The sequence below is a fragment of the Streptomyces sp. M2CJ-2 genome (assembly GCF_016757295.1).
Taxonomy (GTDB): domain Bacteria; phylum Actinomycetota; class Actinomycetes; order Streptomycetales; family Streptomycetaceae; genus Streptomyces.
The window spans coordinates 26064-38841 of sequence record NZ_JAESIF010000044.1 but is presented as its reverse complement, the minus strand read 5'-3'; the positions used below and the strand labels follow the sequence as shown (position 1 = coordinate 38841).

14 protein-coding genes are annotated in these 12778 nt (G+C 72.3%); 3 read left to right on the top strand and 11 right to left on the bottom strand.

Going from position 1 to position 12778, the window contains the following annotated elements; all coding sequences use genetic code 11:
• Positions 1-15: 15 nt before the first annotated feature.
• The gene (locus tag JL475_RS26905; RefSeq protein WP_202280526.1) at positions 16-660 is read right to left on the bottom strand and encodes a transglycosylase family protein; all 645 of its coding nucleotides are present in this window, start codon (positions 658-660) and stop codon (positions 16-18) included.
• 441 nt (positions 661-1101) lie between these two features.
• Between JL475_RS26905 and JL475_RS26900 the strand changes: the two genes are divergently transcribed.
• Positions 1102-1926: a hypothetical protein gene (locus JL475_RS26900; RefSeq protein ID WP_202280525.1), complete on the top strand. Its 825-nt coding sequence runs from the start codon at positions 1102-1104 to the stop codon at positions 1924-1926.
• A 128-nt stretch (positions 1927-2054) separates the two neighbouring features.
• Entirely contained in the window at positions 2055-2492 is a 438-nt protein-coding gene (locus JL475_RS26895) for a hypothetical protein (RefSeq protein WP_202280524.1), read from the top strand.
• Positions 2493-2587: 95 nt separating this feature from the next.
• On the opposite strand, the gene der is transcribed toward JL475_RS26895, so the two are convergent.
• The 5 genes from der to aroH form a co-directional block, all read right to left on the bottom strand.
• Complete coding sequence (der, locus tag JL475_RS26890; protein WP_202280523.1) at positions 2588-4066, bottom strand: ribosome biogenesis GTPase Der; 1479 nt, start codon at positions 4064-4066, stop codon at positions 2588-2590.
• Between the two features lie 72 nt (positions 4067-4138).
• Complete coding sequence (locus JL475_RS26885) at positions 4139-4786, bottom strand: 1-acyl-sn-glycerol-3-phosphate acyltransferase (RefSeq protein ID WP_202280522.1); 648 nt, start codon at positions 4784-4786, stop codon at positions 4139-4141.
• The gene (gene cmk / locus JL475_RS26880; protein ID WP_202280521.1) at positions 4783-5463 is read right to left on the bottom strand and encodes a (d)CMP kinase; all 681 of its coding nucleotides are present in this window, start codon (positions 5461-5463) and stop codon (positions 4783-4785) included. The genes JL475_RS26885 and cmk overlap by 4 nt, the downstream gene beginning before the upstream one ends.
• Positions 5464-5637: 174 nt before the next feature.
• Positions 5638-6723, bottom strand: coding sequence for a prephenate dehydrogenase (locus JL475_RS26875; protein WP_202280520.1), 1086 nt, complete (start codon positions 6721-6723; stop codon positions 5638-5640).
• Entirely contained in the window at positions 6720-7082 is a 363-nt protein-coding gene (gene aroH / locus JL475_RS26870; protein ID WP_202280519.1) for a chorismate mutase, read from the bottom strand. Before aroH ends, JL475_RS26875 begins: the two co-directional genes overlap by 4 nt.
• Positions 7083-7422: 340 nt before the next feature.
• Between aroH and JL475_RS26865 the strand changes: the two genes are divergently transcribed.
• On the top strand, positions 7423-8112 hold the full coding sequence (locus tag JL475_RS26865) for a nucleotidyltransferase domain-containing protein (protein ID WP_202280518.1): 690 nt from the start codon (positions 7423-7425) through the stop codon (positions 8110-8112).
• On the opposite strand, the gene JL475_RS26860 is transcribed toward JL475_RS26865, so the two are convergent.
• From JL475_RS26860 to JL475_RS26840, 5 genes are all read right to left on the bottom strand, one after another.
• The gene (locus JL475_RS26860; RefSeq protein ID WP_202280517.1) at positions 8109-9137 is read right to left on the bottom strand and encodes an ADP-ribosylglycohydrolase family protein; all 1029 of its coding nucleotides are present in this window, start codon (positions 9135-9137) and stop codon (positions 8109-8111) included. The two genes, JL475_RS26865 and JL475_RS26860, sit on opposite strands and share 4 nt — an antisense overlap.
• Positions 9134-9853: an NUDIX domain-containing protein gene (locus tag JL475_RS26855; protein WP_202280516.1), complete on the bottom strand. Its 720-nt coding sequence runs from the start codon at positions 9851-9853 to the stop codon at positions 9134-9136. Before JL475_RS26855 ends, JL475_RS26860 begins: the two co-directional genes overlap by 4 nt.
• 63 nt (positions 9854-9916) lie before the next feature.
• Positions 9917-10960 (bottom strand): pseudouridine synthase, encoded by a 1044-nt coding sequence (locus tag JL475_RS26850; protein WP_202280515.1) that lies wholly within the window; start codon positions 10958-10960, stop codon positions 9917-9919.
• On the bottom strand, positions 10960-11616 hold the full coding sequence (gene scpB / locus JL475_RS26845) for an SMC-Scp complex subunit ScpB (RefSeq protein WP_202280514.1): 657 nt from the start codon (positions 11614-11616) through the stop codon (positions 10960-10962). Before scpB ends, JL475_RS26850 begins: the two co-directional genes overlap by 1 nt.
• Complete coding sequence (locus JL475_RS26840; protein ID WP_202280513.1) at positions 11613-12764, bottom strand: ScpA family protein; 1152 nt, start codon at positions 12762-12764, stop codon at positions 11613-11615. The genes scpB and JL475_RS26840 overlap by 4 nt, the downstream gene beginning before the upstream one ends.
• Between the last annotated feature and the right edge of the window lie 14 nt (positions 12765-12778).

Here is a 12778-nt window from a genome sequence, read left to right as displayed (position 1 = left end):
TCCGCCCGGGGCGGTTCAGAGCGCGAGACGCTGTCCTGGCATGATCACGTCGGGGTCGCCGCCGACGACGTCCTTGTTGGCGGCGTACAGCCGCTGCCAGGTGGTTCCGTGCCGGGCGGCGATGCCGCTCAGCGTGTCGCCCTTGCGGACGGTGTAGTAGCCGCCGGACGGGCCCTGCTTCGCGTCGCCCGACGGCTTCGCCGGTGGCTGGGACGGCTTCGCCGGTGCCTTCTGCGGGGGCGCCGGGTCGGCAGCGGGTGCGCTCCCGGACGCCCCGGCGCGTACCGAGCAGGTGGGCCAGGCGCCCCACCCCTGGGCCTGCTGGACCTTGGCGGCGACAGCGATCTGCTGGGACTTGGTGGCCCGGTCGGCGGTCGGCGCGTAGGCCGTGCCGCCGAACGCGCGCCAGGTGGAGGCGGTGAACTGCAGCCCGCCGTAGTGGCCGTTGCCGGTGTTGATGTGCCAGTTGCCGCCGCTCTCGCACTGCGCGATGCGGTCCCACACTCCGCCGCCCGCCGCCGCGGCGTCGCCGTTCCCGGCCAGCAGCCCGAGGGGCGCGAGCAGTGCCGCGCCGGCCAGAACCGCCGCCGTACGGGGCCTCTGAGCCTTCCGGGCGTCGTCGTGGATGTCGTCGCGGGTGTTGCCGGCACATTCGAACATGTAGTTCCCTCTCCAAGGACTCGGGGTCCCCCTCAAGGCGGAGCGCCACCACCACGTCACGAGACGCCGTGCGTCAACGCCCGAACCGGCAGGATCAAGCAACTCCCCGTCCTCCCAGGCCAGTTCACCTTCACCCTAAGTAGCGTCAGCTTCAGGACGTCCACTTTATCCCCCTATTTCCTGATTTACCGACCGACACGCCGAATGTTCCGTGAGTCACTTCGCCCGGACAACGCCGTTGACATCGAAGGTAGTTGACGACGAGTGTCTGATTCCGTGCCGGAAGTGACCGGGTGCGCCAGATGGTTCGATTCCGTTCGCTCCGGGGCGTGACTCCCCCCACGGATCGCCCGTTGTCTTCTGTATGAGCCGGGGACCCGCCCGGACCACGGGCCGGGAGCCCCCGGCCTCGCCACGCACCGCATCCCGAGGGAGCCACCCGTGCCGCGCATGCTCGACGTCAGCGACGAGGTACGCGCCGAGATCGGCGACGAAGAAGCCGACCGCCTGCTCGCCGGAGATTCCGCCCCGGGCGGCTACGACTGCACCTCCTGCCGCACCCCGGGCGACCCGGACCAGGAGCGCACCAGCACAGTCCTGTTCATCGGGGACGAGACCGCCGTCCTCGCCTTCGCCCACTCCACCTGCCTGCCCTCGCAGGTCGTCCAGGTCACCGAGGAGCAGCTCCAGGGAGCCGTGCGGTCCATCGGCGGAAACGACACCGCGCCCGCACCCGCCGTGCAGGCCGCACACGTCGCACCGGAACAGGTCGCACCGGAACAGGCCGTACCGGAGCAGGCCGTGCTCGGCGTGACCAGCGGACTGGTCCTGATCGCCGGGGAGCTGCACCCGGCCCTGGTCGTCGAGCCGACCGCGCCGGTCGCGCGGCCCGGTTCGCTCACGGCCGGCGACGACTTCCTGCCGCTGCTCATCGAGCAGGGCTTCATCCCCGTGACCGAGTTGTCCACCACACCGCCCGTGCTGCACGGCTGGTCGGTGCTGCTGGCCGTGGGCCAGCTGCACGCGGTACTGCAGCCGAATCCGAACGGCGGACAGCCGGTGGCCTGGTGGCAGGCCCACCAGCCGCTCCAGGTCACCGAGGGCTGGCGGACGGCCGCCAACAAGCACCAGCAGGTGCTGCTGTTCGCGGCCCCGGTCGGCTCGATCGGCCGTCAGCCGCGCGAGGACCTGCTGCGCGACGCCCTGGACCGGGCGGCGGCGAACGGGAGGCTGGTCGCGGCGGCACTGCCGCTCGCCGGCCTCTGACCGGCGAAGAGGGGCGGCCGTCGGACGGGCGAAGGGGGTCGGCCGTCCGGCGACGGCCGACCGGCCGGTGACCGGCGAAAACCCCACGTGGGCCGCATCCCTTGCCGAGCGGGGTCGTTTGGAGATATGTGCACGCATACGACGTTCCCCGCCGCCAGACCTTCCCGCTGGTCCCCGCCCCGGTGCGGTCGGCTCAGGACTCCACGAGCGGCCCTTCGGCCACGCCGATCTACGACGCGCTCTACGCCGAGTACGTGAAGTCCTTCCGCTCACTGCCGGGCGACCGCAGCGGCGAGGAGAAACTGGGCTTCACCGCCTTCGGAAGCATCCCGCACAGAACGAGCCCGTCCGCCGGTACGGACTCGTCCGTCGGCCACGGTTCGGGGACCTTCGGCGGTTCCCTCGGCGGCGGGTCGTACGACGCCCACGGCGCGGGGGCGGACGGCGCCCGTCAGACCGCCGGGCAGCAGCCGCAGTGGCAGCAGGTCACAGCGGTAGGCCGGCACGCCATCGGGATGCACCACGTGCCGGCGGCGCTGCCCCCGGCCCCGCGCCGGGAGTCCTGACCGAGGGCCACCAAGCCCGCCGACGGCACACGGCACACGGGGTGAAGGGGGCGGTCCCGGTCGGGACCGCCCCCTTCACCCCGTGTGCCGTCGGGTCACTTCTTCTTGCCGCGCTTCTCGCGCACCCGCACCGAGATGTGGATCGGCGTGCCCTCGAAGCCGAACTCCTCGCGCAGCCGGCGCTCGATGAACCGCCGGTAACCCGCCTCGATGAAGCCGGAGGCGAACAGGACGAACCGCGGCGGCTTGGTGCCTGCCTGCGTGCCGAACAGGATGCGCGGCTGCTTGCCACCCCGCACGGGGTGCGGGTGGGAGGCGACCAGCTCGCCGAGGAAGGCGTTCAGCTTGCCCGTCGGGACGCGGGTCTCCCAGCCCGCCAGGGCCGTCTCGATCGCCGGGACCAGCTTCTCCATGTGGCGTCCGGTGCGGGCCGACACGTTCACCCGCGGCGCCCACGTCACCTGGCCGAGCTCGGTCTCGATCTCCCGCTCCAGGTAGTAGCGGCGCTCCTCGTCGAGGGTGTCCCACTTGTTGAAGGCCAGGACGAGCGCCCGCCCCGCCTCGACGGCCATGGTGACGATGCGCTGGTCCTGCACCGAGATGGTGTCGGCGGCGTCGAGGAGGACGACGGCCACCTCGGCCTTCTCGACGGCGGCGGCGGTGCGCAGCGAGGCGTAGTAGTCGGCGCCCTGCTGCAGGTGGACGCGCTTGCGGATGCCCGCGGTGTCGACGAACTTCCAGGTCTTCCCACCCAGCTGGATCAGCTCGTCGACCGGGTCGCGGGTGGTGCCGGCGATCTCGTTGACGACGACGCGCTCCTCACCGGCGACCTTGTTCAGCAGCGAGGACTTGCCGACGTTCGGGCGGCCGATCAGGGCGACCCGGCGGGGACCGCCGACCACCGTGCCGAAGGTCTGCGCGGGTGCCTGGGGCAGCGCCTCCAGGACCTGGTCCAGCATGTCGCCGGTGCCGCGGCCGTGCAGGGCCGAGACGGGGTGCGGCTCGCCCAGGCCCAGGGACCACAGGTAGGAGGCGTCGGCCTCGCCGCTCGGGCCGTCCACCTTGTTGGCGCACAGGACGACCGGCTTGCCCGCCTTGCGCAGCAGCCGGACGACGGCCTCGTCGGTGTCGGTCGCGCCGACCTTGGCGTCCACCACGAACACCACGGCGTCGGCCGCCTCGATCGCGTACTCGGCCTGCGCCGCCACGGAGGCGTCGATACCGAGGACGTCCTGCTCCCAGCCGCCGGTGTCGACGACCTTGAAGCGGCGGCCGGCCCACTCGGCCTCGTAGGTGACACGGTCCCGGGTGACGCCGGGCTTGTCCTCGACGACGGCCTCGCGGCGGCCGATGATGCGGTTCACCAGAGTCGACTTGCCGACATTGGGGCGTCCGACGACGGCGAGCACGGGCAGCGGACCGTGCCCGGCGGCCTCGATGGCGCCCTCGACGTCCTCGAGGTCGAAGCCTTCCTCCGCGGCGAGCTCCATGAACTCCGCGAACTCGGCGTCACCGAGCGCCCCGTGATCGTGCTCGTGCTCGGCCGAGCCGTCGGGCTGGATGTGGTCGTTCATGAAGTCCGTACCTCGTTGTCCGTCGTGGTCGGTGGAATGCCCGGTTCCGGGTGATCCACTACTCAGTGTCGCCTAGCGCCCGGTGAGGCGTCTGGCGTTTTCCAGGTGCGCGGTGAGCTGCTTCTGGATCCGCTCGGTCGCCGCGTCCAGCGCCTTGCGGGTGCGGCGGCCGTCGCCGTCACCCGCGTCGAACGGGTCGCCGAAGACGACGTCGACACGGGAGCGCAGCGGGGGCAGCCCCTTTATCAACCGTCCGCCCCGTCCGGAACTTCCCAGCACGGCGACGGGCACGATCGGCGCGCTGCCGCGTACGGCGAAGTACGCGAGCCCCGCGCGCAGCGAGGCGAAGTCGCCCTCGCCCCGGGTGCCCTCGGGGAAGATACCGAGGACGCCGCCCTCCCGCAGGACGCCGAGCGCCCGGGAGACCGCCGTGCGGTCGGTGGTGTCCCGGTCCACCTTCACCTGGCCGATGCCGGTCAGGAACGGGTCGAGCGGTCCGACGAACGCCTCCTTCTTGATCAGGAAGTGCGTCGGCCGGGGCGCCACGCCCATGACCATCGGTCCGTCGATGTTGTGGGAGTGGTTCACGGCGAGCACCACCGGACCGGTCGCGGGCACCCGCCAGGCACCCAGCACGCGCGGCTTCCACAGCCCGTACATCAGGCCGACGCCGATCCGCCGCCCGACCTCGGCACCCCGCGCCGACGGAAGTTCGGTCACCGGCCGGCTCGCTTCTCCTCGACGAGGGTGACGACACACTCGATGACCTGCTTCAGCGTCAGGTCGGTGGTGTCCACCTCGACCGCGTCGTCCGCCTTGGCCAGCGGGGAGGTCTTGCGGCTGGAGTCGGCCGCGTCCCGCTTGATCAGGGCCTCGCGGGTGGTGTGCAGGTCGGCGCCCTTCAGCTCACCGCTGCGGCGGGCGGCGCGCGCTTCCGGGGAGGCGGTGAGGAAGATCTTCAGGTCGGCGTCGGGCAGCACGGTGGTCCCGATGTCGCGGCCCTCGACGACGATGCCGGTGACGGCGGAGCCGGCGATCGTGCGCTGCAGCTCGGTGATCCGGGAACGCACCTCGGGGACCGCGCTGACGGCGCTGACCTTGGAGGTGACGTCCTGCTCGCGGATCGGACCGGCCACGTCGACACCGTCGACCGTTATGGTCGGTCCCGCCGGGTCGGTGCCGGAGACGATCTCGGGCTTGCCGGCCACGGCGGCGATCGCGGAGGGGTCGGCGATGTCGATGTCGTTGGCGACCATCCACCACGTGATCGCCCGGTACTGGGCGCCGGTGTCCAGGTAGCTCAGGCCGAGCTGTGCCGCCACGGCCTTCGAGGTGCTCGACTTGCCCGTGCCGGACGGGCCGTCGATGGCGACAATCACTGGCGTGGCGCTTTCCACAGTGGGGACCTTCCTGGACCTGGCTGGCGGGGAGCGGGGCGCGACTGCCCTGGACAAGGTTACTGGGTGTATGTCCCTCGATCGGCCCTACCCGCTCCCGGCTGCGCGCAGGGCCCCGGAAGCGGCACGGGCGCTGTCGCGGGACACACCGCCCGCCCGCCGTCCGGCGGGTGCCTACTGGCGGATCGCCCAGCCCCGCTCCCGGAGTGCCGCGGTGAGTACCAGGGCCGCGTCGGGTTCCACCATGAGCTGCACCAGACCGGTCTGCTGCCCGGTCGCGTGCTCGATGCGCACGTCCTCGATGTTGACGCCCGCCCGTCCCGCGTCGGCGAAGATGCGGGCCAGCTGGCCCGGCTGGTCGTCGATGAGCACCGCCACGACCTCGTAGACGCGCGGCGCGGAGCCGTGCTTGCCGGGGACCCTGATCTGGCCGGCGTTGCCGCGGCGCAGCACGCCCTCGATGCCGGTGCCGCCCTCGCGGCGCTTGTCCTCGTCGGAGGACTGCAGCGCGCGCAGGGCCCGTACCGTCTCCTCCAGGTCGGTGGCGACGTCGGTGAGCAGGTCGGCGACCGGTCCGGGATTCGCGGAGAGGATGTCGATCCACATCCGGGGGTCCGAACCCGCGATCCGGGTCACGTCCCGGATGCCCTGCCCGCACAGCCGTACGGCGGCCTCCTCGGCGTGCTCCAGGCGCGCGGCGACCATGCTGGACACCAGGTGCGGCATGTGGGAGACGAGGGCCACGGCACGGTCGTGGGCGTCGGCGTCCATGACGACCGGCACGGCCCTGCAGTGCGAGACCAGCTCGAGGGCGAGGTTCAGCACCTCGGTGTCGGTGTCCCGGGTGGGGGTGAGCACCCACGGGCGGCCCTCGAAGAGATCCGCGCCGGCGGCCAGCGGGCCGGACTTCTCCCGGCCGGACATGGGGTGGGTACCGATGTACGCCGACAGGTCGAGCCCCCGCTGCTCGAGCTCACGGCGCGGACCGCCCTTCACGCTGGCGACGTCGATGTAGCCGCGCGCCGCACCACGGCTCATGGCCTCGGCGAGGACTTCGGCCACACGGGCGGGCGGGGCGGCGACGATCGCCAGGTCCACCGGCCCCTCCGGCTCCCGGTCGGTGCCGGCGCCGAGCGCGACGGCCGTACGTGCCTGCTCCGGGTCGTGGTCGACGAGGTGGACGACGACACCCCGCCGGGACAGGGCGAGGGCGGCGGACGTGCCGATCAGCCCGGTGCCGATGACGAGTGCGGTTCTCACTGGGCGATGTCCTTGCGCAGGGCCGCCGCGGCACCGAGGTACACATGCGCGATGTCGGCACGCGGCAGATCGGATTCGATGTGCGCGAGGACGCGGACGACGCGGGGCATGGCGCCCTCGATGTCCAGTTCCTGGGCGCAGATCAGGGGGACGTCGACGATGCCGAGCTTGCGGGCGGCAGCGGCCGGGAAATCGGAGTGCAGGTCGGGCGTGGCCGTGAACCAGATGCTGATCAGGTCGTCCGCGGCCAGACCGTTGCGCTGCAGAACAGCGGTGAGCAGGGCGCCGACCTGCTCCTCCATGTGGCCGGGCTCGTCCCGCTCTAGCTGGACGGCGCCCCGGACCGCTCGTACCGCCACGACGATGCTCCTTGCTGGTGCGCTGGTGTACGGGTGTGCCGGCGTGTTCACTCGTCGGCACGCCGACGTGGGTGTCGGTCGTCCAGCCTAGTCAGAACGGGCGCGGCCGGTGTCCGGTGCCCGCCCGCCGAGACGGACGGCGCGTCCGGTGCCGGACTGCCGGGCCCCTCCGCCTCACCCACGGTCCTCTCCCCCGGAGTGACGACGTGTCCCTTCCCGCAACGCGGCGCACGGTCCCTCTCACGACAGGCGCGACGGCACCGGCCTCGACCCGCGGCATCCCGGTGGGCGGAGGGAAACTCGATTCGCCTGGCGTGAGTCGCCGCATACGCTCCCGGGCATGCGCCCCGAACACCTGGTCCGCGACCACACCGTCTACGCCTGCGTCATGGGGTCGCGTGCCTTCGGTCTGGCCACGGAGGGCAGCGACACCGACCGCCGGGGCGTCTTCCTCGCCCCCACTTCCCTGTTCTGGCGCTTCGAGAAGCCGCCGACCCATGCCGAGGGACCGGCCGAGGAGCAGTTCAGCTGGGAGCTGGAACGCTTCTGCGAGCTGGCCTTACGGGCGAATCCCAACGTCCTGGAGTGCCTGCACTCGCCGCTCGTGGAGTACGCCGACGACACCGGACGCGAGCTGCTCGCCCTGCGCGGCGCGTTCCTCTCCCGCCGGGTCCACGAGACGTTCACGAGGTACGCCTACAGCCAGCGTCGCAAACTGGAGGCCGACGTCCGCGCCCACGGGGCTCCCCGTTGGAAGCACGCGATGCACCTGCTCCGTCTCCTGGCCTCCGCCCGCGACGTGCTGCGCACGGGCACCCTCACGATCGACGTGGGCGAGGAGCGCGAGTCGCTGCTCGCGGTGAAACGGGGCGAGGTCGCCTGGTCCGAGGTCGAGGCGCGGATGACCCGCCTGGAGCGGGAGGCCGGGGAGGCCGCCCGCCACAGCCCGCTCCCCGCGGAACCGGACCGCCGACGGGTGGAGGACTTCCTCGTCCGCACCCGCCGGGCCTCGGCCCTCCGGGCGGGTTAGGGACGGGCGTCCCAGAGCGCCCCCAGTGTCAGCAGTTCGTCCCGGTACTCGATGCGGTCCGCCCACTCGGCGGGCCAGGCGTCCGCGCCCAGGTGGGCACCGGCGAAGGCACCCGTCAGGCAGGCGATCGAGTCGGAGTCGCCCGCGGTGCAGGCGGCGCGGCGCAGGGCGGTGAGCGGTTCGTCGACGAAGAGCAGGAAGCAGAGCAGGCCGGTCGCCAGGGCCTCCTCCGCGATCCAGCCCTCCCCCGTCGCCAGGCACGGGTCGGTCTCCGGCGAGACGGTGCGCACGGCGTGCCGGAGGCGTTCCAGGACGTCCAGGCACTCGTCCCAGCCGCGCGCGATGAAGTGCTCGGGCGTGGGGTCCTGGGCGCGGGTCCACAGGTCACCGAGCCAGAACTCGTGGTAGCGGGTGCGGTTCTCGTAGGCGTAGGAACGCAACAGGCCGATCAGACCGGTGGGTTCGGCCCCCTCGGCGAGCAACCGTACGGCGTGCGCGGTGAGGTCGGAGGCCGCGAGCGCGGTGGGGTGCCCGTGGGTGAGCGCCGACTGCAACTGGGCGGCGCCCGCGCGCTGTTCGTCGCTCAGCCCGGGGGCCAGACCTATGGGCGCGACCCGCATGTTGGCGCCGCAGCCCTTGGAGCCGACCTGGGAGGCGTCCTGCCAGGACCGGTCCTCGCGGGTCAACAGGTGGCAGGCCTTGAGGCAGGTGTTGCCGGGGGCGCGGTTGTTCTCGGGCGAGCGGTACCACTCCACGAACTCCTCGCGCACCGGACGCTCCAGCCGCTTCGGAGTGAGCACGCCCCGGTCCATCGCCGTCCGCAGGCCCCTCCCCAGAGCAAGGGTCATCTGGGTGTCGTCGGTGACGATCGCCGGCTTCGGCAGGTCCGTCCCCCGCCAGGGACCGAACTTGGCGAGGATCGACGGGACGTCGTCGAACTCGGTCGGGAAGCCCAGCGCGTCCCCCAGGGCGAGTCCGGTGAGCGCGCCTGTGGCGGCGCGCTTGGTGACGGTGGTCGTGGTCATGCGGGGCGTCCTTCCGGAGTCGGCCGGAGCAGTGGCGGGTGGAGGGTGGCGGCGGCGCCCGCGCGGTACAGCGCGGCGGGCTTGCCCCGGCCGCCGGTGAGGCGCGCGGCGCCCGGGACGGCCTCGACGAAGCCTGGGGTGGCGAGCACCTTGCGCCGGAAGTTGGGCCGGTCGAGCGCGGTGCCCCACACGGTCTCGTAGACCTGCCGCAGCTCCCCGAGGGTGAACTCGGGCGGGCAGAAGGCGGTGGCGAGGCAGGTGTACTCGAGCTTGGCGCCGACGCGGTCCCGGGCGTCGGCCAGGATCCGGTCGTGGTCGAAGGCGAGATCGCGCGCACAGTCGTACGGCGTCCAGCGGGCCTGTGCCGCGTCGCTGCCGCCGTGCGCCTCGGGAGCGTGGGGCAGCAGCGCGGCGAAGGCCACGGACACGACGCGCATCCGTGGGTCCCGACCGGGTTCGCTGTAGGTCCGCAGCTGCTCCAGATGCAGCCCGGACACGTCCGTCAGCCCGGTCTCCTCGCCCAGCTCGCGCCGCGCGGCGCTCTCCGCGGACTCGTCCGGCCGGACGAAGCCTCCCGGCAGCGCCCACCGGCCGGCGTACGGCTCCTGGCCGCGTTCGACGAGCAGCACGTGCAGCGCGCCCCCGCGGATCGTGAACACGGCGAGGTCGACGGTGACGGCGAACGGTTCGAAGGCGTACTTGTCGTAGCCGTCCATGACCTGCACCCCCTTTTATAGTCGCTCTGACTATAAAAGGGGGTGCAGTCCGGCGGCAAGCCTTTAGAGCTCGACCTCCTGCATCAGCATGCCGACCTCGGTGTTCGACAGCCGGCGCAGCCAGCCCGACTTCTGGTCGCCCAGGGCGATCGGCCCGAACGCCGTGCGCACCAGCTTGTCGACCGGGAAGCCGGCCTCCGCGAGCATGCGGCGCACGATGTGCTTGCGGCCCTCGTGCAGGGTCACCTCGACGAGGTAGTTCTTGCCGGTCTGCTCGACGATGCGGAAGTGGTCCGCGCGCGCGTAACCGTCCTCCAGCTGGATGCCGTCCTTCAGCCGCTTGCCCAGGTCGCGCGGGACCGGTCCGACGATGTGCGCAAGGTAGGTCTTCTTCACCCCGTACCTCGGGTGGGTCAGCCGGTGTGCCAGCTCACCGTGGTTGGTGAGCAGGATGACGCCCTCGGTCTCGGTGTCGAGCCGGCCGACGTGGAACAGCCGGGTCTCGCGGTTGGTGACGTAGTCGCCGAGGCACTGGCGCCCATCGGGGTCCTCCATGGTGGAGACGACACCGGCCGGCTTGTTCAGCGAGAAGAACTGGTAGGACTGGGTGGCGACGGTCAACCCGTCCACCTTGACCTCGTCCTTCTCGGGGTCGACCCGGCGGCCCTGCTCCAGCACGATCTCGCCGTTGACCTCGACCCGCGCCTGCTCGATCAGGTCCTCGCAGGCGCGCCGGGAGCCGTACCCCGCGCGGGCGAGCACCTTCTGCAGCCGCTCGCCCTCCTGCTCGGCGCCCGGGAAGGTCTTCGGGAGCTTCACGTCCTTCTTGCCCGCGTACCGGTCGCGGTTGCGCTCCTCGATCCGCGTCTCGTACTCACGCGACCGCCCGGGGACGGTACGGCCGCCCCGGCCGCCGCCCTTCTGGGACGACGGCTTGGCACCGCCACGGGCGGACTTGGGGCCGTCCTTGGTGCCCTCGGGGCCCACGTCGTAGCGGCGCTCCTCGGGGCGGGGCTTGCCGGGGCGGCCCTGTCCCTGCCTCTGGTCCCTGTTGCCGCCTGCACCGCGGGGGTTACCGCGTCCGCCGCTCTTGCCGCTGCTTCGCATCACAATTCCGTGTTCGTAGGGGGACCGCCGTCCGGGTCCGGGGCGTCCGGATCGAACGACGGTACGGCTTCCTGGGTCTCGGCCTCGATCGCCTCCGCCTCCGGGAGGAAGGGCGCGAGCTCCGGGAGCTCGTCCAGACCGCGCAGGCCCATCCGCTCCAGGAAGTAGTTCGTCGTCGTGTACAGGATCGCACCTGTTTCGGGTTCCGTGCCCGCCTCCTCGACCAGACCGCGCTGCAGCAGGGTGCGCATGACCCCGTCGCAGTTCACTCCGCGTACGGCGGAGACCCGGCTGCGGCTGACCGGCTGGCGGTAGGCGACCACGGCGAGGGTCTCCAGGGCGGCCTGGGTGAGCCGGGCCTGCTGGCCGTCCAGGACGAAGCCCTCGACGGCCGCGGCGTACTCGGGGCGGCTGTAGAAGCGCCAGCCGCCGGCGACGAGCCGCAGCTCGAAGCCGCGCCCCTGGACGGTGTACTCGTCGGCCAACGCGCGCAACGCGTCCGCGACCTGGCGTCTCGGCCGTTCCAGTGTCCTCGCCAGGTGCTCCTCGGTCACGGGCTCGTCCACGACCATGAGGACCGCCTCCAGGGCGGGCTCGAGGTCGAGGTCCGCGACGGTGCGCAGCCCCGCGGGAACGTCGGTCGTGTCCTCGCTCACGCCTTCTCCTCCTTCGGCCGTCCCTTCGGCCGTCCCTCCGGCCGTTCCTCCGGGCGCTCCTCCGGCTCCCTCGGCTGCTCGGGCGGCCGGTCGAACTCGTCGGTGACGGCGGGGGCGGCGTCCCCGTCACCGCCGGTCCAGCGCACGGTCAGCTCGGCGAGCGCGGTCTCCTGCTCGAGGGCCACGGCTTTCTCCCGGTACAGCTCCAGGAGCGCGAGGAACCGGGCGACGACGGTCAGCGTGTCGTCGGTGTCCGCGATCAGCTCCCGGAAACCGGCCTCGCCGAGTTCCTTCAGCCGCGCGACGACGATCCCGGCCTGCTCCTGCACGCTGACCAGCGGCGCGTGGATGTGGTCGACGTACACCTGCGGCTTGGGCCTGGGTTGCATCGCCTTGACGGCGAGCCTGGCGAACCCCTCCGCGCCGATGCTGATGACCACCTCGGGCAGCAGCTCGGCGTGGTGCGGCTCGAGCCCCACGGTCCGGGGGTGACGTCGGGCCTCCTCGTCGAGCCGCCCGCTGAAGATCTCCGCGATCCGTTTGTACGCCCGGTACTGGAGCAGGCGGGCGAACAGCAGGTCCCGGGCCTCCAGCAGGGCGAGGTCCGCCTCGTCCTCCACCTCGGCGGCGGGCAGCAGGCGCGCCGCCTTGAGATCGAGCAGAGTGGCCGCCACGACCAGGAACTCGGTCGTCTCGTCCAGGTCCCAGTCCGGCCCCAGCGCCCGGATGTACGCCATGAACTCGTCGGTCACCCGGGACAGCGCGACCTCGGTGACGTCCAGCTTGTGTTTCGAGATCAGCTGGAGCAGCAGGTCGAACGGCCCCTCGAAGTTCGAGAGCCGGACCTTGAACCTGCCGTCGCCCTCCTCGGTGCCTCCGGCACCCTCAGCCCCCTCACCCGCCTCAGGACTCCCAGGTGCCGGCTCGGGCGGCCGCCCGACGTCCGGTACGTCCTCCAGGGCCGCCGGAGCGGGCACCCGAACCGGAGCCTGGGCCTCGGTGGGATGCACGGTCCCCGGCCCCGGCCCCTCAGCCTCCGCCTCAGCGGGCGGTGTCACCGGCGGCGTGACCCCCGGCCCCCGCCCCAGCGCGCGCCGGCGGCCGGGCCGCGGACCGTGGCCGGTGGCGGGGGTGTCGTTCGAGGTCATGACCTCCGCAGGCT

Excerpts from the sequence above, each read along its gene's own strand:
- JL475_RS26840 (WP_202280513.1), bottom strand. The coding sequence starts at position 12,764 with ATGACCTCGAACGACACCCCCGCCACCGGCCACGGTCCGCGGCCCGGC.
- JL475_RS26850 (WP_202280515.1), bottom strand. The coding sequence starts at position 10,960 with ATGCGAAGCAGCGGCAAGAGCGGCGGACGCGGTAACCCCCGCGGTGCA.
- JL475_RS26855 (WP_202280516.1), bottom strand. The coding sequence starts at position 9,853 with ATGGACGGCTACGACAAGTACGCCTTCGAACCGTTCGCCGTCACCGTC.
- der (WP_202280523.1), bottom strand. The coding sequence starts at position 4,066 with ATGAACGACCACATCCAGCCCGACGGCTCGGCCGAGCACGAGCACGAT.
- JL475_RS26860 (WP_202280517.1), bottom strand. The coding sequence starts at position 9,137 with ATGACCACGACCACCGTCACCAAGCGCGCCGCCACAGGCGCGCTCACC.
- JL475_RS26905 (WP_202280526.1), bottom strand. The coding sequence starts at position 660 with ATGTTCGAATGTGCCGGCAACACCCGCGACGACATCCACGACGACGCC.
- JL475_RS26865 (WP_202280518.1), top strand. The coding sequence starts at position 7,423 with ATGCGCCCCGAACACCTGGTCCGCGACCACACCGTCTACGCCTGCGTC.